The sequence below is a fragment of the Pseudomonas sp. GL_103 genome (genome assembly GCF_057835175.1).
The window spans coordinates 1668715-1688027 of sequence record NZ_CM174420.1; the positions used below are offsets into that span (position 1 = coordinate 1668715).

Genomic DNA, 19313 nt, shown 5'->3' on the forward strand with positions numbered 1-19313 from the left:
AAACCTGTGGGAGCGAGCTTGCTCGCGATGACGGAGTGTCAGTCGACAATGATGTTGACTGATCCACCGCTATCGCGAGCAAGCTCGCTCCCACAGGTTTTTGCGTGTTTTCCGACAGCTTTCGGGGATCGCGATTCAAAGCAAAAACCGCTATCGTCGCCGCCATTCGAAATGAGGCGAGCATGAGCTATCTACTTTTTGTCACGCTGATCCAGGCGTTTTCCTTCAGTTTGATCGGCGAATACCTGGCCGGTCATGTCGACAGTTACTTCGCCGTGCTGGTACGCGTACTGCTGGCAGGGCTGGTGTTCATCCCGCTGACCCGCTGGCGCTCGGTGGAGCCGGCGTTCATGCGCGGCATGCTGTTGATCGGCGCGTTGCAGTTCGGCGTAACGTACGTCTGCCTGTACCTGAGCTTTCGCGTACTGACGGTGCCGGAAGTGTTGCTGTTCACCATCCTCACGCCGCTGCACGTGACCCTGATCGAAGATGCGCTCAACCGTCGCTTCAATCCCTGGGCCCTGGTCGCGGCGCTGGTGGCGGTGGCGGGGGCGGCGGTGATTCGCTTTGACCGGATCAACCCGGACTTCTTCATGGGTTTCCTGTTGCTGCAACTGGCCAACTTCACCTACGCCGCCGGGCAGGTGCTCTATAAACACCTGGTTGCCCGCCACCCTAGCGATCTACCGCATTACCGTCGCTTCGGCTACTTCTACCTCGGCGCATTGGCCGTGGCGCTGCCGGCGTTTCTATTGTTCGGCAAACAGAACTTCCTGCCCGAAGCACCGCTGCAATGGGGCGTGCTGCTGTTCCTCGGCCTGGTCTCGACCGCTTTGGGGCTGTACTGGTGGAACAAGGGCGCGTGCCTGGTCAACGGCGGTACGCTGGCGGTGATGAACAACCTGCATGTGCCGGTGGGGTTGCTGATCAACCTGCTGATCTGGAACCAGCATGAAGAACTGGGGCGGTTGTTGCTCGGCGGTTCGGTGATTTTGCTGGCGGTGTGGATCAGTCGGTTGGGCGCACGCCATTCGTTGGTGGCACGCTGAACCCTGTGGGAGCGGGCTTGCTCGCGAATGCGGTGTGTCCAGTGGCAATGATATCGACTGACACGACGCCTTCGCGAGCAAGCCCGCTCCCACAATAGATTGCGTGATCTTCGAAAATCACTTCGGCGCCAGTTGCCCTACCAGAAACTCGATAAACGCCCGGGTCTTCTGCGGCACCCGCCGTGCCGACGAATACACCGCATTGATGGTGATCGCCGGGGCCTGCCATTCGCACAGCACCGGCACCAGCCGCCCGGCCGCCAGCGCATCCTCTACGATGAAGTCGGGCAGCAGGGCGATGCCCATGCCAGCTTCGGCGGCCTGGGCGAGCAGGTCGCCGTTGTTGGCATGCAGTGGGCCGGTGACGTTCACCCGCTGGGTTTCCTTGCCATTGCACAGTTGCAGGCTGACACCGCTCTGCAGATACCCGTAGTTTAGGCATTGATGGGCGCGCAGATCCTGCGGAGTCTGCGGAACGCCCGCGCGCTCGAGATAAGCCGGGGACGCCACCATGATGCGCGGTGCGGGCGCCAGTTGCCGGGCGATCATGGTCGAGTCGGGCATGCTGGCGATGCGGATAGTCACGTCAAACCCACCCCGCACGGGATCGACCTGCTGGTCGCTGAGCACCAGTTGCAGCTCGATGTTCGGGTGCTGTTCATGAAACAGCGGAATCAACGGCCCCAGCCGCCGAAGACCGAACGACATCGGTGCGTTGACCCGCAACACCCCGCGTAACTCGCCGATGCCGTCACGGGCGCGTTGCTCGGCCTCGTCCAGTGCCGCCAACACCTCCCGTGCCGCTTCGAAATACTCGGCCCCGGCCTCGGTCAGGTGCAGGCTGCGGGTGGTGCGTTGCAGCAATTGCACGCCGATGGCTTCTTCCAGCGCCTGAATCTGTTTGCTGACTTTCGAGCGCGGCACGTCCATGGCCCGGGCGGCTGCGGCGAAGCCGTTCTCGCCGACCGTGACGACGAAGGCGCGCATGCATTCGATGCGATCCATATTGTCCCTATTTTAGAATCAATGATTCTCGATTTTAGGTAATTGTCCCTTTTATCGCCAGCCCCTAAAGTGACATCCAAGCCGACAACAACGCCGCTTTAGGCAACGTCGACTAACCCCTGACCCATTCGAAGTATCGACATCAAAAGGAACGCGCCATGTCTATTCGTGAACTGCTCAACCCAACCAACTCCGCCCTGATCCTGATCGACCACCAGCCGCAAATGGCTTTCGGCGTGCAGTCCATCGACCGTCAGACCCTGAAGAACAACACCGTGGGCCTGGCCAAGGCGGCGAAGATCTTCAACGTACCGACCATCTACACCTCGGTCGAAACCGAAAGCTTCAGCGGTTACATCTGGCCCGAATTGCTGGCGGTGCACCCGGATCAAAAGCCGATCGAGCGCACTTCGATGAACTCCTGGGAAGACAAGGCACTGGTAGACGCAGTGAAAGCCACCGGGCGCAAGAAGCTGATCATTGCCGCGCTGTGGACTGAGGTCTGCCTGACTTTCCCGGCATTGGAAGCCCTGGCTGAAGGCTACGAGGTGTACATCGTCACCGACGCCTCCGGCGGCACCAGCAAGGAAGCCCACGACATGTCGGTGCAACGGATGATTCAGGCCGGCGCGGTACCGGTGACCTGGCAACAAGTGTTGCTCGAATACCAGCGTGACTGGGCGCACAAGGATACTTACGAGGCGGTGATGGAACTGGTGCTGGAACACAGCGGCGCGTACGGCATGGGCGTGGATTACGCCTACACCATGGTGCACAAGGCACCGCAGCGGCAGGTCAAGTAACCCGCAAATTCTGAAAACGATGTACCCCCTGTGGGAGCGAGCAAGCTCGCTCCCACAGGTTTTGTGGTGTTACACCCTGCGCTTTTCAGCTTCGGGAATATGGCTCGCGCCCAGTACCGCCGGCAATATCCCCGCACGTAAATCCGACCCGCTCGGCTGCTGATAAAGACTCAACCCAAACTCCGGCAGCACCGCCAGCAGGTAGTCGAAAATATCCCCCTGGATCCGCTCGTAGTCGGCCCACGCCGTGGTGCCTGTGAAGCAGTAGATTTCCAGCGGAATGCCTTGGGCCGTGGTCTGCATCTGGCGCACCATGCAGGTCATGTTCGGCTGGATCCCCGGGTGACTCTTCAGGTAGGCCAGCGCATAGGCGCGGAAAGTGCCGATGTTGGTCATCCGCCGGCGGTTGGCCGACATGGCCGCGACGTTGCCCTGGGCTTCGTTCCAGGCCTTGAGTTCGGCCTGTTTGCGGGTCATGTAGTCGGTGAGCAAGTGCACCTGGGACAGCTTCAGCTCTTCGTCGTCACGCAGAAAACGTACTCCGCTGGCGTCGATGAACAGGCTGCGTTTGATCCGGCGACCACCGGAAGCCTGCATGCCGCGCCAGTTCTTGAACGACTCGGACATCAGGCGCCAGGTCGGGATAGAGACGATGGTCTTGTCGAAGTTCTGCACCTTGACCGTGTGCAGCGTGATGTCCACCACATCGCCGTCCGCGCCCACCTGTGGCATCTCGATCCAGTCGCCGACCCGCAGCATGTCGTTGCTGGTCAACTGCACGCTGGCGACGAACGACAGCAGTGTGTCCTTGTAGACCAACAGAATCACCGCCGACATGGCGCCCAGGCCCGACAGCAGCAACAGCGGCGAGCGGTCGATCAGCGTGGCGACGATGATGATCGAGCCAAATACGTACAACACCATTTTCGCCAGTTGCACATAGCCTTTGATCGAGCGGGTGCGGGCGTGTTCGGTGCGGGCGTAGATGTCCAGTAGGGCGTTGAGCAGGGCGCTGACCGCCAGCAGCAGAAACAGGAAGGTGAAGGACAGGGCGACGTTGCCGAGGAAATTCAGGCTGGTTTTGCTCAGGTCCGGCACCAGATTGAGACCGAACTGGAGCACCAGCGAAGGCGTGATCTGCGCCAGGCGATGGAACACCTTGTTCTGTAGAAAATCATTGACCCAGTGCAGGGCTGGCTGGCGGCTGAGCATTTTTGCCGCGTGCAGAATGAGGTAACGCGCCACCCGTCCGAGGAACAGCGCAATCGCCAATAGCAGCAACAGCGACAGGCTGGAGTGCACGAGCGGGTGCTGGTCGAGGGCACCCCAAAGGTCCAGGATGTTGATCCAGAGCTGTTTGATATCCATGGTCGAAACGATTCTTCTGTAAGGCGCGAGAGGGGATTAGAGCATTTAAGACGCTTTGTATTACGTTTCGGGAAAAATCAGGCAATAAAAAACCAACTGTTTACCGCCATTTGTATAAAGAAACTCGGCCTGAGCGCTCGAAACCGTTACCCTATGCAGCTGTTTTTTTGCATTTCTTCGAGGTAGCACCCGTGTTTTCCCAATTCGCCCTGCACGAACGCCTGCTCAAAGCCGTGGCCGAGCTGAAATTTGTCGAGCCAACGCCTGTGCAAGCCGCGGCCATCCCGCTGGCGCTCCAGGGGCGTGACCTGCGGGTGACGGCGCAAACCGGTAGCGGCAAAACCGCTGCATTCGTTTTGCCGATCCTCAACCGTCTGATCGGCCCGGCGAAAATCCGCGTCAGCATCAAGACCCTGATCCTGCTGCCGACCCGCGAGCTGGCCCAGCAGACCCTGAAGGAAGTTGAACGCTTCTCGCAGTTCACCTTCATCAAGTCCGGCCTGATCACCGGCGGCGAAGACTTCAAGGTCCAGGCTGCCATGCTGCGCAAGGTGCCGGACATCCTGATCGGTACTCCGGGCCGGATGATCGAGCAACTGAACGCCGGCAACCTCGACTTGAAAGAAGTTGAAGTACTGGTGCTCGACGAAGCCGACCGCATGCTCGACATGGGCTTCGCCGAAGACGTTCAGCGTCTGGTGGACGAGTGCACCAACCGTCAGCAGACCATGCTGTTCTCCGCCACCACCGGTGGTTCGGGCCTGCGCGAGATGATCGCCAAGGTCCTGAACAACCCAGAGCACTTGCAGCTCAACGCGGTCAGCCAGCTGAACGACACCACCCGCCAGCAGATCATCACCGCTGACCACAACCAGCACAAAGAACAGATCGTCAACTGGCTGCTGGCCAACGAGACCTACCAGAAGGCTATCGTCTTCACCAACACCCGGGCCATGGCCGACCGTATCTACGGCCGCCTGGTGGCGCAGGAATACAAAGCGTTCGTGCTGCACGGCGAGAAAGACCAGAAGGATCGCAAACTGGCGATCGACCGTCTGAAGCAGGGCGGCGTGAAAATCCTCGTGGCCACCGACGTCGCCGCACGCGGTCTGGACGTGGACGGCCTGGACCTGGTGATCAACTTCGACATGCCGCGCAGCGGCGACGAATACGTACACCGCATCGGTCGTACCGGTCGCGCCGGCAACGATGGCCTGGCCATCTCGCTGATCTGCCATGGCGACTGGAACCTGATGTCGAGCATCGAGCGCTACCTCAAGCAGAGCTTCGAGCGCCGCACCATCAAGGAAGTCAAAGGCACCTACGGCGGACCGAAAAAGGTCAAGGCCTCGGGCAAGGCCGTCGGCGTGAAGAAGAAAAAGACCGACGCCAAGGGCGACAAGAAGAAAACTGCCGCCAAGACCCCGACCAAGCGCAAGAGCGCCAACCGGCCGAAGAGCGATTCCCTGGTCAGCAAGGACGGCATGGCCCCGCTCAAACGCCGCAAGCCGGAAGCGCCGGCGGCTGAGTAAGTCGATGGCGTGACCAAAAAACCGGACAAATGTCCGGTTTTTTTTTTTGCTCGAAATTCCTCAAACGATCAGCTTTCGGCTTTCTTGTCCGTCGTCTGCTCGGTGAGCCTGGTCACTTCCTGAACCAGTTGCTCGCGCTTGGCGGTGGCTTCCTCTTAACCGCTACCGTTCGTCCCCCATACTTTTCGAATGGATCCATTATTTGACGCCAGGATGATGGCTCTTTAATATTGCGCACATTATTGTGCTATCACTTTCCGCTTCGAGGGATCGAACATGTACTTACCCGCCCTTGTGGCGAGGTTGTGCCTGGCTTTGCTGTGCCTTTCTCCGCTGAACTCTGCTAATGCTGCCACTACCCCGGGTGACACTGATCTCATCCGCGAACGTCAGGATCGTCTGCTCGAAGAGCAACGTCGGCGTCTCGAAGAACTCAAGGAGTTGCCCGGTAAGGAAGCCAAACCCGTTCAACCCGCGGCGCCTGCGGACACCCGTTGTTTCCCCATCACAGACATCGAACTCAAGGGCGCCGACAGCCTTTCCGATAGCGAAAAAAACCGTCTGCTCAAGCCTTACATCGGCCAATGCCTGGGCGTCACTCAGCTCAACGAACTGCTGAAAGTCATCACCGATCACTACATCGCAAAAGGCCTGGTCACCAGCCGTGCTTATTTGCCGCAGCAGGATTTGTCCGGCGGGCACCTGAAGGTGCTGGTGGTCGAAGGCAAACTCGAAGGGTTGAAAGGCGCGCCGGGCAGCAAGCTGTCCGACCGAGAGTTGGGCATGGCATTCCCCGGAAAAACCGGTGAGTTGGTCAACCTGCGCGAAATCGAGCAACTGGTCGATCAACTCAACCGCTTGCCATCGAATCAGGCACAGATGGAGTTGGCGCCGGGCAAGAACGTTGGCGGCAGCGAAGTACTGGTCAAAAACTCCTCGCAAAAACCCTGGCGCGCCGGGTTGTCCCGCAGCAACGACGGCCTGCGCAGCACCGGCGAGCAGCAGTGGGGCACGACGTTTGATTGGGACAGCCCGCTGGGGCTGGCCGATCAGTTGAATCTGCGTGGCGGTCACGATGCGGTGAGCGATCACCGGCACACCTCCAGCAACGCACTGCTCAATTACAGCCTGCCGTGGGGCTGGTGGAACTTCAGTTACACCTACAGCCAGAGTGACTATCGCTCGTTGGCTCAAGCCAACGGCTTCAACTTTAAACAGACCGGCGACAGCGAAAACCATCAGCTACACGCTGAGCGGGTGATCCATCGCGATGCCGTGAGCAAGACCTCGCTCAGCACCGGCCTGTCGTACTTGCGCACCAACAACTTCATCGAAGACAGCAAGCTCAAGCTGAGCAGTAACCGCATCAGCGAAGCACAGTTCGGGATCAACCACGGTCGGCGAGTCGGCAGCGCATTCGTCAACCTCGACCTCGGGATGCAAGAGGGTATCGGTGCGTTTGATGCGCAGGGCGATGATCACGCAGGCCCCGGCGAACCGAACGCGCGCTACCGCAAATACACCGCCACGGCGAGCTACTTGCAGCCGTTCAAGCTGTGGGGCGAGTCGCTCAGTTTCAGCAGCCTGATGACCGGCCAGCGCAGTGAAGACGTACTGTTCGGCCCGCAGCGCCTGAGTCTCGGCGGGTTGTCGTCGATCCGTGGTTACAAGGACCAATCCCTGTCCGGTGACAGCGGCGGTTACTGGCGCAACGACCTGCGCTGGAGCCGGCAGGTCACCCTGGATTGGCTGCGCCCTGTGTTCGCTGAATACGGCACCAGCCTCGGTTACGACCAGGGCGTGATTCGCAACGATCGCTACAACGGCAATCAACACGGGCGCATGTCCGGCAACTCGGTGGAGGTGTTTGCTCGCGGCCAGCACCTCGCCGCCAGCGTGACCTTTGCCCATTCCCTTGAACGTCCGGACGCCCTGACCGAGCGCGAAGCGCCGATCTGGTTCCGGATCGATTTCTTTCTCTGATTTCGCCTCACCGAGACCTTCGACATGGACGCCCGCCAATACGCCTTCCTGAGCCGCCAGCCTGCTGCTGCAGTGAAATCGCGCGAGCACTTCTGGGGCATGCCCAAGCGCGGTTTGGCGTTCCTGTTGGCGAACGTGATGTTCTGGCAACCGATATGGGCGCAGGCCGACGGCATCGTGGTAGCCACGCCGGGCACCAGCCTCGGTCAGGCGGGCAACGGCGTGCCGATCGTCAACATCGCCACGCCCAATGGCAGCGGGCTGTCACATAACCAGTTTCACGATTACAACGTCGGCACCCAAGGTGTGATTCTTAACAACGCCACCGCGCGTACTCAAGCCACCCAACTGGGCGGGATCATCGTCGGCAACCCGAACTTCAATGGGGTCGCCGCGCAGACCATCCTCAACGAAGTCAACGGCGGCAGCCCGAGCCAACTCAACGGTTACACCGAAGTGGCCGGTCAATCGGCACGAGTCATTGTCGCCAACCCGTATGGCATCAGTTGCAACGGCTGCGGCTTCATCAATACCCCGCGCGTGACATTGACCACCGGTAAACCCGTGCTGGATAACGGGCGCGTGGATCGTTATCAGGTGGATCAGGGCAGCGTCTCCATCGACGGCGCAGGGCTGAATGCCAACAACGTCGACAGCTTCGAAATCATCACTCGCAGCGCGAAGATCAACGCCGAGATTCAAGCGAAAAACCTGACGATTGTGGCCGGTCGCAACGACGTCAACGCCCAGACTCTCAGTGCTACTGCTCGCGCCGATGACGGCAGCGCCAAACCACAATTGGCCATCGACAGTTCGGCGCTGGGTGGCATGTACGCCGGGACGATCAAACTGGTCGGCACCGAGGCTGGGGTCGGGGTGAAGCTGGCCGGTAATCTGGCCGCCAGTGGCGGTGACATCCAGATCGATGCCAATGGTCATCTGAGCCTGGCCCAGACTGCTGCCGCTGGTGCAGTCAACGTCACATCCGCGAGCCTCGATGCCCAGGGGTCGGTTTATGCGGGCACCAGCCTTGCAGTCACCACCTCTGGAGACCTCAACACACAACAAAACCTCGCTGCCCGCGACCGCATCAGCCTGTCCAGCGGCGGGCAACTGAGCAATCAGGCGGTGATCGAAGCCGGCGTCAACGCCGACAACAGCCGCAACACCAGCGGTGATATCAGCCTCGCGGCGCAGAGCCTCACCAACAGTGGCAGCGTGATCGCCAGCCGTTCGCTGCAAGCCACGGTGGCCCAGACCCTGTCCAACCAAGGTGGGACGCTGAAAGGTCAAGGCAGCACGCAAATCTCCACCTCGACCCTGGATAACCGTCAGAAAGGTCGAGTGTTGAGCCAGGGGAGTCTGGGCGTCACCGCCAATCAGGTGTTGAACAGCCAAGGCGGCCTGATCACCAGTACTGGCAACCTCAATGCCAACGCCGGGTATCTGGATAACAGCGGCGGTGAACTGTCCAGCCTGACAGTCAGTACCGTGCAGGTGGGGGCTCTGGATAACGTTGCCGGTTTGATCGGCGCCGGGCAGAGCCTGAGTATCACCGCCAGTGGCCAGATGAATAATCAGGGGGGGCGCGTCCTTGCCCAGCAGGACCTGCGGATCAGCGCGGGTGCACTGGACAACAGTCAGCAAGGTTCGCTGGTCAGTCAAGGCACGTTGGGCCTGAACGTGGCTGGGACGTTGGACAACCATCAGCAAGGCAAGCTGTTCAGTGGCAGCGCGCTCACCGCCCGAATTGCCGGAGCACTGCTCAACCAGTTCGGGCTGATCAACGCAGGCGGCAATCTGCAACTCACCGCCCATTCGCTGGACAACCGCAACGGCCAACTGTCGAGCATCGGCGATCTGACATTAAGCGCCAGTCAGGCGGACAACAGCAGCAGCGGCCAGATCCTGGCTAACGGCGACATCGCACTGAGCCTCGACAGCTTGAACAATCAGCGCAATGGCGTGATCGCCGGGCAGCGTGATGTCCAGCTCAACGCCGGGCAGCTGGATAACAGCGGGGCGGGCAGCCTGTACGCGAAACGCCATCTCAACCTGACCCTGGCCAATCAGTTGAACAACGCGCAGGGCACCCTGCGTGGTGATGGCACGCTGACGCTGCAAGCGGCGAGCCTCGGCAACCAGGGGGGTAGCGTATCCGGCGTGGGCGGATTGACCGTGACCAGCAGCGGCGCGATTGCCAACCAGGGCGGCGCCCTGCTGACCAACGCCGGTCTGACCTTGAACAGCGGCAGTCTCGACAACAGCCAGCAAGGTCGCATCGCCGGTAACGGCGTGGTACTCAACACCGGCGCGTTCACCAACCAGCAAGGCGGGAGCCTGACCAGCACTGGCGCGCTCAGCCTCACGGCCGGCCAAGTGGATAACAGCGTGGCTGGCCGCATCGCCAGCGCCATGGCGTTGACCGCCACCGTCACCGGCCTCGATCAGCACGCGGGCGGGCAATTGTTCAGCAGCACCGACGTCACCCTCGACTTGAGCAATGGCCAGTTGAACAACCAGGGTGGTTTGCTGACGGCACCGGGTCAACTGCTGCTGAAAAACCTCAATGCCGTCGCCAACCAGGGCGGTGAAATTTCCAGTGCCAGGGCGTTCAGCCTGACGGCGCAAAGCCTCGACAACACGGACGGCAAGCTGCTCAGCGACCAGGGTTTGACCGTGCGCATCAACCAGGCACTGACCAACGTCAGAGGGTTGATTTCGGCCGCGAGTGTGGAGGCGCGAGCCGCTCGGCTCGACAACAGCAACGGCAGCATCAGCAGCGATGCCGACCTGAGCCTGCAACTGGCTGGCACGCTGCTCAACCAGGGCGGCGCCCTGCTGACCAACGCCGGTCTGACCTTGAACAGCGGCAGTCTCGACAACAGCCAGCAAGGTCGCATCGCCGGTAAAGACGTGGTACTCACAACCGGCGCGTTCACCAACCAGCAAGGCAAGCTGACCAGTACTGGCGCACTGACTGCGCAGATTACCGGGCCATTGCTCAATCAGATCGGCTTCATCAATTCCGGCAGTAATCTGCTGCTGAGTACCCCGGCACTGGATAATCGTAACGGTGAGATCTCCAGTCTTGGCAATCTAACGTTGAACGGCAGCCAGGCGGACAATAGCGGCAATGGTCGAATCCTGGCCAACGGCGACATCGCACTGAGCCTCGGCAGCTTGAACAATCAGCTCAATGGCGTGATCGCCGGGCAGCGTGATGTCCAGCTCAATGCCGGGCAACTGGATAACAGCGGGGCGGGCAGCCTGTACGCGAAACGCCATCTCAACCTGACCCTGGCCAATCAATTGAACAACGCGCAGGGCACCCTGCGTGGCGACGGCACGCTGACGCTGCAAGCGGCGAGCCTCGGCAACCAGGGGGGCAGCGTATCTGGCGTGGGCGGATTGACCGTGACCAGCCGCGGTGCGATTGCCAACCAGGGCGGCGCCCTGCTGACCAACGCCGGACTAACCTTGAACAGCGGCAGTCTCGACAACAGCCAGCAAGGTCGCATCGCCGGTAACGGCGTGGTACTCAACACCGGCGCGTTCACCAACCAGCAAGGCGGGAGCCTGACCAGCACTGGCGCGCTCAGCCTCACGGCCGGCCAAGTGGATAACAGCGTGGCTGGCCGCATCGCCAGCGCCATGGCGTTGACCGCCACCGTCACTGGCCTCGATCAGCACGCGGGCGGGCAATTGTTCAGCAGCACGGATGTCACCCTGGACTTGAGCAATGGCCAGTTGAACAACCAGGGTGGTTTGCTGACGGCACCGGGTCAACTGCTGCTGAAAAACCTCAATGCCGTCGCCAACCAGGGCGGTGAAATTTCCAGTGCCAAGGCGTTCAGCCTGACGGCGCAAAGCCTCGACAACACTGACGGCAAGCTGCTCAGCGACCAGGGTTTGACCGTACGCATCAACCAGGCACTGACCAACGTCAGAGGGTTGATTTCGGCCGCGAGTGTGGAGGCGCGAGCCGCTCGGCTGGACAACAGCAACGGCAGCATCAGCAGCGATGCCGACCTGAGCCTGCAACTGGCTGGCACGCTGCTCAACCAGGGCGGCGCCCTGCTGACCAACGCCGGTCTGACCTTGAACAGCGGCAGTCTCGACAACAGCCAGCAAGGTCGCATCGCCGGTAAAGACGTGGTACTCACAACCGGCGCGTTCACCAATCAGCAAGGCAAGCTGACCAGCACGGGCACGCTGACTGCGCAAATTGCCGGAGCACTGCTCAATCAGTTCGGGCTGATCAATGTGGGCGGCAATCTGCAACTCACCGCCAATTCGCTGGACAACCGCAACGCCCAACTGTCGAGCGTCGGCGATCTGACGTTAAGCGCCAGTCAGGCGGACAACCGCAGCGGCCAGATCCTGGCTAACGGTGACATCGCACTGCGCCTCGACAGCTTGAACAATCAGCGCAATGGCGTGATCGCCGGGCAGCGTGATGTCCAGCTCAACGCCGGGCAACTGGATAACAGCGGGGCGGGCAGCCTGTACGCGAAACGCCATCTCAACCTGACCCTGGCCAATCAATTGAACAACGCGCAGGGCACCCTGCGTGGCGACAGCACGCTCACGCTGCAAGCGGCGAGCCTCGGCAACAATGGGGGCAGCGTATCCGGCGTGGGCGGATTGACCGTAACCAGCAGCGGTGCGATTGCCAACCAGAGCGGCGCCCTGCTGACCAACGCCGGACTGACCTTGAACAGCGGCAGTCTCGACAACAGCCAGCAAGGTCGCATCGTCGGTAACGACGTGGTACTCAACACCGGCGCGTTCACCAATCAGCAAGGCAAGCTGACCAGCACGGGCGCGTTGACTGCGCAAATTGCTGGAGCACTGCTCAACCAGTTCGGGCTGATCAATGTGGGCGGCAATCTGCAACTCACCACCCATTCGCTGGACAACCGCAACGGCCAACTGTCGAGCATCGGCGATCTGACATTAAGCGCCAGTCAGGCGGACAACAGCAGCAGCGGCCAGATCCTGGCTAATGGCGACATCGCACTGAGTCTCGACAGCTTGAACAATCAGCTCAATGGCGTGATCGCCGGGCAGCGTGATGTCCAGCTCAACGCCGGGCAGCTGGATAACAGCGGGGCGGGCAGCCTGTACGCGAAACGCCATCTCAACCTGACCCTGGCCAATCAATTGAACAACGCGCAGGGCACCCTGCGTGGCGACGGCACGCTGACGCTGCAAGCGGCGAGCCTCGGCAACCAGGGGGGCAGCGTATCTGGCGTGGGCGGATTGAGCGTGACCAGCCGCGGTGCGATTGCCAACCAGGGCGGCGCCCTGCTGACCAACGCCGGACTAACCTTGAACAGTGTCAGTCTCGACAACAGCCAGCAAGGTCGCATCGCCGGTAACGGCGTGGTACTCAACACCGGCGCGTTCACCAACCAGCAAGGCGGGAGCCTGACCAGCACTGGCGCGCTCAGCCTCACGGCCGGCCAAGTGGATAACAGCGTGGCTGGCCGCATCGCCAGCGCCATGGCGTTGACCGCCACCGTCACTGGCCTCGATCAGCACGCGGGCGGGCAATTGTTCAGCAGCACGGATGTCACCCTGGACTTGAGCAATGGCCAGTTGAACAACCAGGGTGGTTTGCTGACGGCACCGGGTCAACTGCTGCTGAAAAACCTCAATGCCGTCGCCAACCAGGGCGGTGAAATTTCCAGTGCCAGGGCGTTCAGCCTGACGGCGCAAAGCCTCGACAACACTGACGGCAAGTTGCTCAGCGACCAGGGTTTGACCGTGCGCATCAATCAGGCACTGACCAACGTCAGAGGGTTGATTTCGGCATCGAGTGTGGAGGCGCACGCCGCTCGGCTCGACAACAGCAACGGCAGCATCAGCAGCGATGCCGACCTGAACCTGCAACTGGCTGGCACGCTGCTCAACCAGAACGGTGAACTGTCCAGCGCCGGCAACACCACCCTTGTAGCCATGAGCCTGGGTAATGGCGGCGGTCAGGTGCTGGCCGATCAGCGCTTGAGCCTGATGATCAGCGGCGCCGTGGATAACCAGGCCGGTACTTTGGGGGCCGGGCAAGGGCTGAACGTCAGCGCCGCAAGTCTGGATAACAGTCAGGCGGGCAGCCTCGTGACTGACGGCAATCTTGACCTCGGTCTTGGCGGTTTGCTGAACAACCAGAGCGGCGGCAGCGTGCAGGCCAAGGGCCTGATGAACCTGCAAAGCCTGAGCCTTGATAACCGTGGTGGTCGTATTTCGGGCAAAAATCTGCTGACCTTGCGCAATGGCTCGTCGGACAATCGCGGCGGTGTCATTCGTGCCGACAAGGACGTGCAGCTCTACATCGATCAATTGGACAACCGCCAGCAAGGTCTGCTCAGCAGCAAGGCCGGTATCGGCTTCACCGGCCAGCGTCTGGATAACCAGAGCGGGCTGCTCAGCGCCATAGGCCTCGTACAGCTGCAAGCAGGCGTGGTGCTCAACAATGCCGGTCGCATCGCCAGCCAGAGCGACCTGAACGCCAACATCGACGCGCTGACCCAGCAGGGCGGCGAACTGGTCGCCCAAGGCACGCTGACGCTGACTGGCGCCAAACTGGATAACCGCCAGGGTGGTTTGGTCGGGGCGACAAACGCGCTGAAACTCAATGTCGGTGACATCGACAACCGCGCGGGCGAAATCTCCAGCCAGGTCGAGGTTGGCATCAATGGCCAGCAACTGAACAACAGCGACGGCGGCAAGGTGCTGGCGGGCACCGCACTGGGCCTGAGCGTCGCCAAACTGATCAACCAGAACAAGGGGCTGCTGTTCGGCGACACACTCAGCCTCAACGGCGTTAGCCTGAACAATGCCGGGGGTACGCTGGCCAGCCAGAACGACCTCAGCCTCAACCTTTCAGGCGATCTGGACAACAGCGCCGGCCTGCTCAGCAGCGAAGCCGCCTTGATGGTCAATACCGCCAGCCTGAATAACGGCGCGGGCAGTCTGTCCAGCGCCGGTGCCTTGAACGTCACCACCACCGGGATATTGAGCAATCAGGGTGGCTCGATCACCACCGATGCCGGACTGACCCTCTACAGCGCCAGCCTCGATAACCGAAACAGCGGCGTGCTGTCCGGCAAAAGCGCAACCCGCGTCAACACCGGCGCGTTCGACAACAGCCACGGTGGTCGCCTGACCAGTGCCAACACCCTGGACCTGAGCGCTGCTCAAGTGATCAACCAGGACCATGGCCGGATTGCCAGTGCCATGGCGCTGACTGCAACAGTCACAGGCCTCGACCAGCAGGGCGGTGAGCTGTTCAGCAACACCGCATTGAGCCTCGATTTGAACCACGGCCAGTTGAACAACCAGGGTGGCTTGATCAATGCCCCCGGTGCATTGCTGCTGAAAAATCTCAACACTGTCGCCAACCAGAACGGCGAAATTTCCAGCGCCCAAGCCTTTACTGTTGACGCTCAAACACTCGACAACAGCGGCGGCAAGCTGCTCAGTAATCAAGCGCTGACGCTGCGACTGGCGCAGACGATGAGCAACATCAACGGCATCATTTCCGCTGCCGCGCTGAACGCCCACAGCGCCAGCCTGGACAACAGCGGCGGTTTGATCAGCAGCCGTGATGGCCTGAGCCTGGCCGTTGACAACAGCTTCACCAACCACAACGGCACCTTGATCGCCGACGGCAATCTGCTGCTCAGCGCAACCACAACGGACAACAGTCTCGGCCAGATCGCCGGTAAACAAGACGTCACCGCCACCGTTGGCAGCTTGCAACAACAGGGCGGGCAGCTGATCGCCCAAGGTAATCTGAGCCTGACCGGCGATCGCCTGGACAATCGCCTGAACGGCTTCGTCGGTGCGACGGGCACACTGGATATCAAGGTTGGCAACGTCGACAACCGTGGTGGCGAACTCTCCACCAAGGGCAACCTGACCCTGGTCGGCCAGCAACTGGACAACAGCGACAATGGACAAATTCTTGCCCAGAACACCCTGCTGCTGACAGTCGATCAAATCATCAACCGCAACAAAGGCCTACTCTCCGGCAAGACCGGATTGAGCGTGACCGGCACCGGGCTGGATAACACCCGCGGATCCTTGCTCAGCCAGCAGAGCATCGACGTTGACCTCGGCGCTACGCTGGACAACAGCCTCGGTCTGTTCAGCAGTGAAGGTTCGCTCGGCGCGCGCGTGGGCAATCTGATCAACACGGCAGGCAGCTTTTCCAGCGCCGGTAGCTTGAGCGTCAATAGCGCTGGGGCAATCAGCAATCAGGGCGGGCAACTGGTCACCGATGCCAACCTCGACTTGCACAGCGCCAGCCTCGACAACCGGCAGCAGGGCCGGATCAGCGGCAAAGGCCCCGTCTCGATTCAAACCGGTGCCTTCGACAACAGCCAGAGTGGCCGCGTCAGCAGCGCCGGTCGCCTCGACCTGAGCGCCGCACACCTGAGCAACCAGGCCGGCGGCAGCATCGGCAGCATCGGCAGTAGCGATGCACTGACCGTCAGCGTCACGGGGCTGGACCAGCAAAACGGTACCTTATTCAGCAACAGTGCCTTGACCCTCGACTTGAACAACGGCCAGTTGAACAACCAGAACGGTCTGATCAATGCGCCGGTTCTGCTGCTGAAAAACCTCAACGGCGTCGCTAACCAGAGCGGGGAAATCTCCAGCGCCCAAGCCTTTACCCTGGCGTCGCAAAACTTCGACAACAGCGGCGGCAAGCTGCTGAGCAACCAGGGCCTGACCCTGCGCGTCAATCAAGCGCTGAGCAACGTCAACGGCATGATTGCCGGCGCCAGTGTTGATGCGCGCGCCGGCACGCTGGACAACCGCGGCGGCCTCCTGACCAGCCGAGGCAACCTCGCGCTCAACGTCAATGGTTTGCTGAGCAACCAGAGTAACGGCCTGATCAACGCGGCGCAGGCGCTCAATGTCGCTTCCGCCGACCTTAACAACCAGGGCGGCCAACTACTCGGCGGCACGGTGCTGACGGTCAACGCGGCGACCCTGGACAATAGCGCCAATGGTTTGATCAACAGCCAGGGCGGATTGAGCCTGACTGCCAACAGCCTGGATTCCAGCAATGGCGGCGAAGTGTCGGCCAAAGGCACTATCGGTCTGAATCTTGGTGCATTGACCCAGAACGGCGGTCGCTTGCTGGGCGACGCCGGTATCACGCTTGACCTGGGCGGTGGAGACCTGAGCAACAACAACGGTTTGATCACTGCCAAAGGGCCGCTGACCATCAGCAACCTGCGCGATCTGAACAACCGCAGTGGCGAAGTCTCCAGCACCCAGAGCATTGCCCTGGTCGGACACACCTTCGACAACAGCAGCGGCAAACTGATCAGCAGCAACCTGCTGAACCTCGATGCCACCGGCGGACTGCTCAACCAGAACGGCCTGATCTCCGGTTGGCAGGGCCTGGATGTCCATGCTGGCAGCCTCGATAACCGCAACGGCGGCACGCTCTCCAGCCGCAGCGGCAACCTCGGCGTGACCTTGAGTGGCGCCTTGCTCAACAGCGGCACCGGTGCACTGGTCAGTCAGAATACACTCAGCGTCAACGCCTCCAGCCTCGATAACAGCGGCGGCATCCTGTCCAGCGGCGCTGGCCAGACCCTGACCGTCAGCGGGCTGCTGGACAACGGCCAGAACGGCCTGATCGACAGTGGTGCGGCCCTGGTCATGCAAGCCATGACCCTCGGTAACGCGGCGGGTGCGATCAACGCGCAACAGAGCTTGAGCTTCACCGGTACCACCCTGGACAACACGGCCGGCAGCCTGATCGGCAATGGCACGGTCAACCTCGATCTGCTCGGCGCCTTAACCAACACCAACGGCAAACTCGCCAGTGCCGGCCCGCTACTGATTCAAGGTGCGAGCCAGATCAACAACCGGGGTGGGCAACTGGCGAGCCAGTCTCTGCTGACCCTGCTCACCGGCGGCCTCGACAACAGCAATCGCGGCACCGTGGCCGCCGACGGTCAACTGTTGCTCACTGCTACGGGCGCCGTGCAGAACAACGCCGATGGCTTGATCTACAGCAAGAATGGTGGCGTGCAATTACAAGCCGCCAACCTGGCCAACAACCTGGGTGCACTGCAAAGCCAGGGTGCGCTGAGCCTCACTGTCGCCGGTGACATCGACAACCATAGCGGTCGCATCATCGCCCAAGGCAGCGACCTGACCGTCATTGCCGGCAACCTCGACAACCGTGGCGGCGTGTTGGCCAGCCTGCAAGGCGCGTTCAGCGCCCACCTCACCGGCGTGCTGAAAAACGGCTACGACCCAAGCAACAACAACCAGGGCGGCGTCACCCAGGCCCAGCGCCTGGACCTGACCGCGCTGGCCGGCATCGACAACTACGGTGGGCGTATCGCTGCGCAAGCCGGCGATACGATCATTCATACCGCTGACTTCGACAACCGCAATGGCGGTCTCTATGCCCAGGGCCGGGTCAGTGTCACTGGCAACAACTTCGACAACAGTGGCAGCAATGACGGCCAGATCGCCGGCAGCCAGATCGACCTGACCCTGAGCGGTGCTCTGAACAACCGCCTGGGCATCATCGAAAGCGACAGTACCCTGGCGATCACCGCCGCGAGTATCGACAACCAGACGGGCCAACTACGTGCCCTCGGCACCAGTGGCGCGACCCAATTCAATGTCGGTGGCCTGTTCGATAACCGTAATGGCACCGTCGAAAGCGCCAACAGCGACCTGACCCTTGCTGCCGGCAGCTTCCTTAACACTGGCGGCACCCTGTTGCATGTCGGCACCGGCACTTTTGGCCTGTCCATGCCCAACGTCGTCAATGCGGGCGGTAGCATCGTCACCCGTGGCGGCCTGACTCTAAACGCGGACACCTGGACCAACAGCAGCGTCATTCAGGCCGGGCGCCTGAACGTCAACGTCAACAACTTCAGCCAAACCGCCGGTGGCCAACTCCTGGCCTCCGACAGTTTCACGGGGAGCGGGGGCAACTGGTACAACGATGGGTTGATTGCCAGCAGCGGTAGCCTTGCCCTCAACCTGGGCGGTGTTTATAGCGGCAATGGCAGCGTGAGCAGTGTCGGCAATCTTGGTCTGAGTGCTGCGCAGATCGACCTTACCTCTGTGGCGAGTATCACGGCTGGCGCCAGTGGAACCGTCGGTAGCAGTGGCAGCCTGACCAACCTCGGACGCCTCACTTCAGTCGGGGCACTGACCGTCAATGCCGCTTACCTGAACAACCAGGGCACCCTGGGCAGTGGCGCCAACCTGCGCGTCAACGCCCCCACCATCCTCAACCAGAATGGCCTGATCTTCAGCGGCGACGACATGGCGCTGCGTACTGATAACTTCACCAACCGCTACGCGGATATCTTTGGCCTCGGCAACGTCAGCATCGCCAAGGACGACAACAATGGATTGAGTGCGTCGATCTCCAACGTGTCGGCGACCATCGAGAGTGGTGGCGACCTGAGCCTGGCGTCCAGCTCCATCGAGAACCGCAAGGACGTATTCCAGACCACAGGCGGGTTGGTCTAGTGCTACACCTGCTCTTCGCTCGATCCTCTTGCCCCGTTGGGCTT

The 19313-nt window shown here is 61.1% G+C and carries 7 protein-coding genes; 5 read left to right on the top strand and 2 right to left on the bottom strand.

Annotated elements, in window-relative coordinates; genetic code table 11:
- Positions 1-182 precede the first annotated feature (182 nt).
- On the top strand, positions 183-1049 hold the full coding sequence (locus AC3IP0_RS07580; RefSeq protein ID WP_489327094.1) for a carboxylate/amino acid/amine transporter: 867 nt from the start codon (positions 183-185) through the stop codon (positions 1047-1049).
- Positions 1050-1166: 117 nt separating this feature from the next.
- Here the strand turns inward: AC3IP0_RS07580 and AC3IP0_RS07585 are convergent, their stop codons facing one another.
- Positions 1167-2054, bottom strand: coding sequence for a LysR family transcriptional regulator (locus AC3IP0_RS07585; protein WP_489318787.1), 888 nt, complete (start codon positions 2052-2054; stop codon positions 1167-1169).
- Between the two features lie 158 nt (positions 2055-2212).
- On the opposite strand from AC3IP0_RS07585, the gene AC3IP0_RS07590 reads away from it, so the two are divergent.
- Positions 2213-2857, top strand: a complete 645-nt coding sequence (locus AC3IP0_RS07590; RefSeq protein WP_008018228.1) for a hydrolase — start codon at positions 2213-2215, stop codon at positions 2855-2857.
- 69 nt (positions 2858-2926) lie between these two features.
- Here the strand turns inward: AC3IP0_RS07590 and AC3IP0_RS07595 are convergent, their stop codons facing one another.
- Positions 2927-4225 (bottom strand): mechanosensitive ion channel family protein, encoded by a 1299-nt coding sequence (locus AC3IP0_RS07595; RefSeq protein ID WP_489327095.1) that lies wholly within the window; start codon positions 4223-4225, stop codon positions 2927-2929.
- 191 nt (positions 4226-4416) lie between these two features.
- Between AC3IP0_RS07595 and AC3IP0_RS07600 the strand changes: the two genes are divergently transcribed.
- From AC3IP0_RS07600 to AC3IP0_RS07610, 3 genes are all read left to right on the top strand, one after another.
- Positions 4417-5757 (top strand): DEAD/DEAH box helicase, encoded by a 1341-nt coding sequence (locus AC3IP0_RS07600; protein ID WP_007972492.1) that lies wholly within the window; start codon positions 4417-4419, stop codon positions 5755-5757.
- A gap of 276 nt (positions 5758-6033) precedes the next feature.
- A complete protein-coding gene (locus AC3IP0_RS07605; protein ID WP_489327096.1) occupies positions 6034-7740 on the top strand; it encodes a ShlB/FhaC/HecB family hemolysin secretion/activation protein in 1707 nt (568 codons plus the stop codon).
- A 24-nt stretch (positions 7741-7764) separates the two neighbouring features.
- Positions 7765-19269, top strand: a complete 11505-nt coding sequence (locus AC3IP0_RS07610) for a two-partner secretion domain-containing protein (protein WP_489327097.1) — start codon at positions 7765-7767, stop codon at positions 19267-19269.
- Positions 19270-19313 lie beyond the last annotated feature (44 nt).

Bases quoted from the DNA above. Each gene is read 5' to 3' on its own strand.
- AC3IP0_RS07580 (WP_489327094.1), top strand. From the start codon at position 183: ATGAGCTATCTACTTTTTGTCACGCTGATCCAGGCGTTTTCCTTCAGT.
- AC3IP0_RS07585 (WP_489318787.1), bottom strand. From the start codon at position 2,054: ATGGATCGCATCGAATGCATGCGCGCCTTCGTCGTCACGGTCGGCGAG.
- AC3IP0_RS07590 (WP_008018228.1), top strand. From the start codon at position 2,213: ATGTCTATTCGTGAACTGCTCAACCCAACCAACTCCGCCCTGATCCTG.
- AC3IP0_RS07595 (WP_489327095.1), bottom strand. From the start codon at position 4,225: ATGGATATCAAACAGCTCTGGATCAACATCCTGGACCTTTGGGGTGCC.
- AC3IP0_RS07605 (WP_489327096.1), top strand. From the start codon at position 6,034: ATGTACTTACCCGCCCTTGTGGCGAGGTTGTGCCTGGCTTTGCTGTGC.
- AC3IP0_RS07610 (WP_489327097.1), top strand. From the start codon at position 7,765: ATGGACGCCCGCCAATACGCCTTCCTGAGCCGCCAGCCTGCTGCTGCA.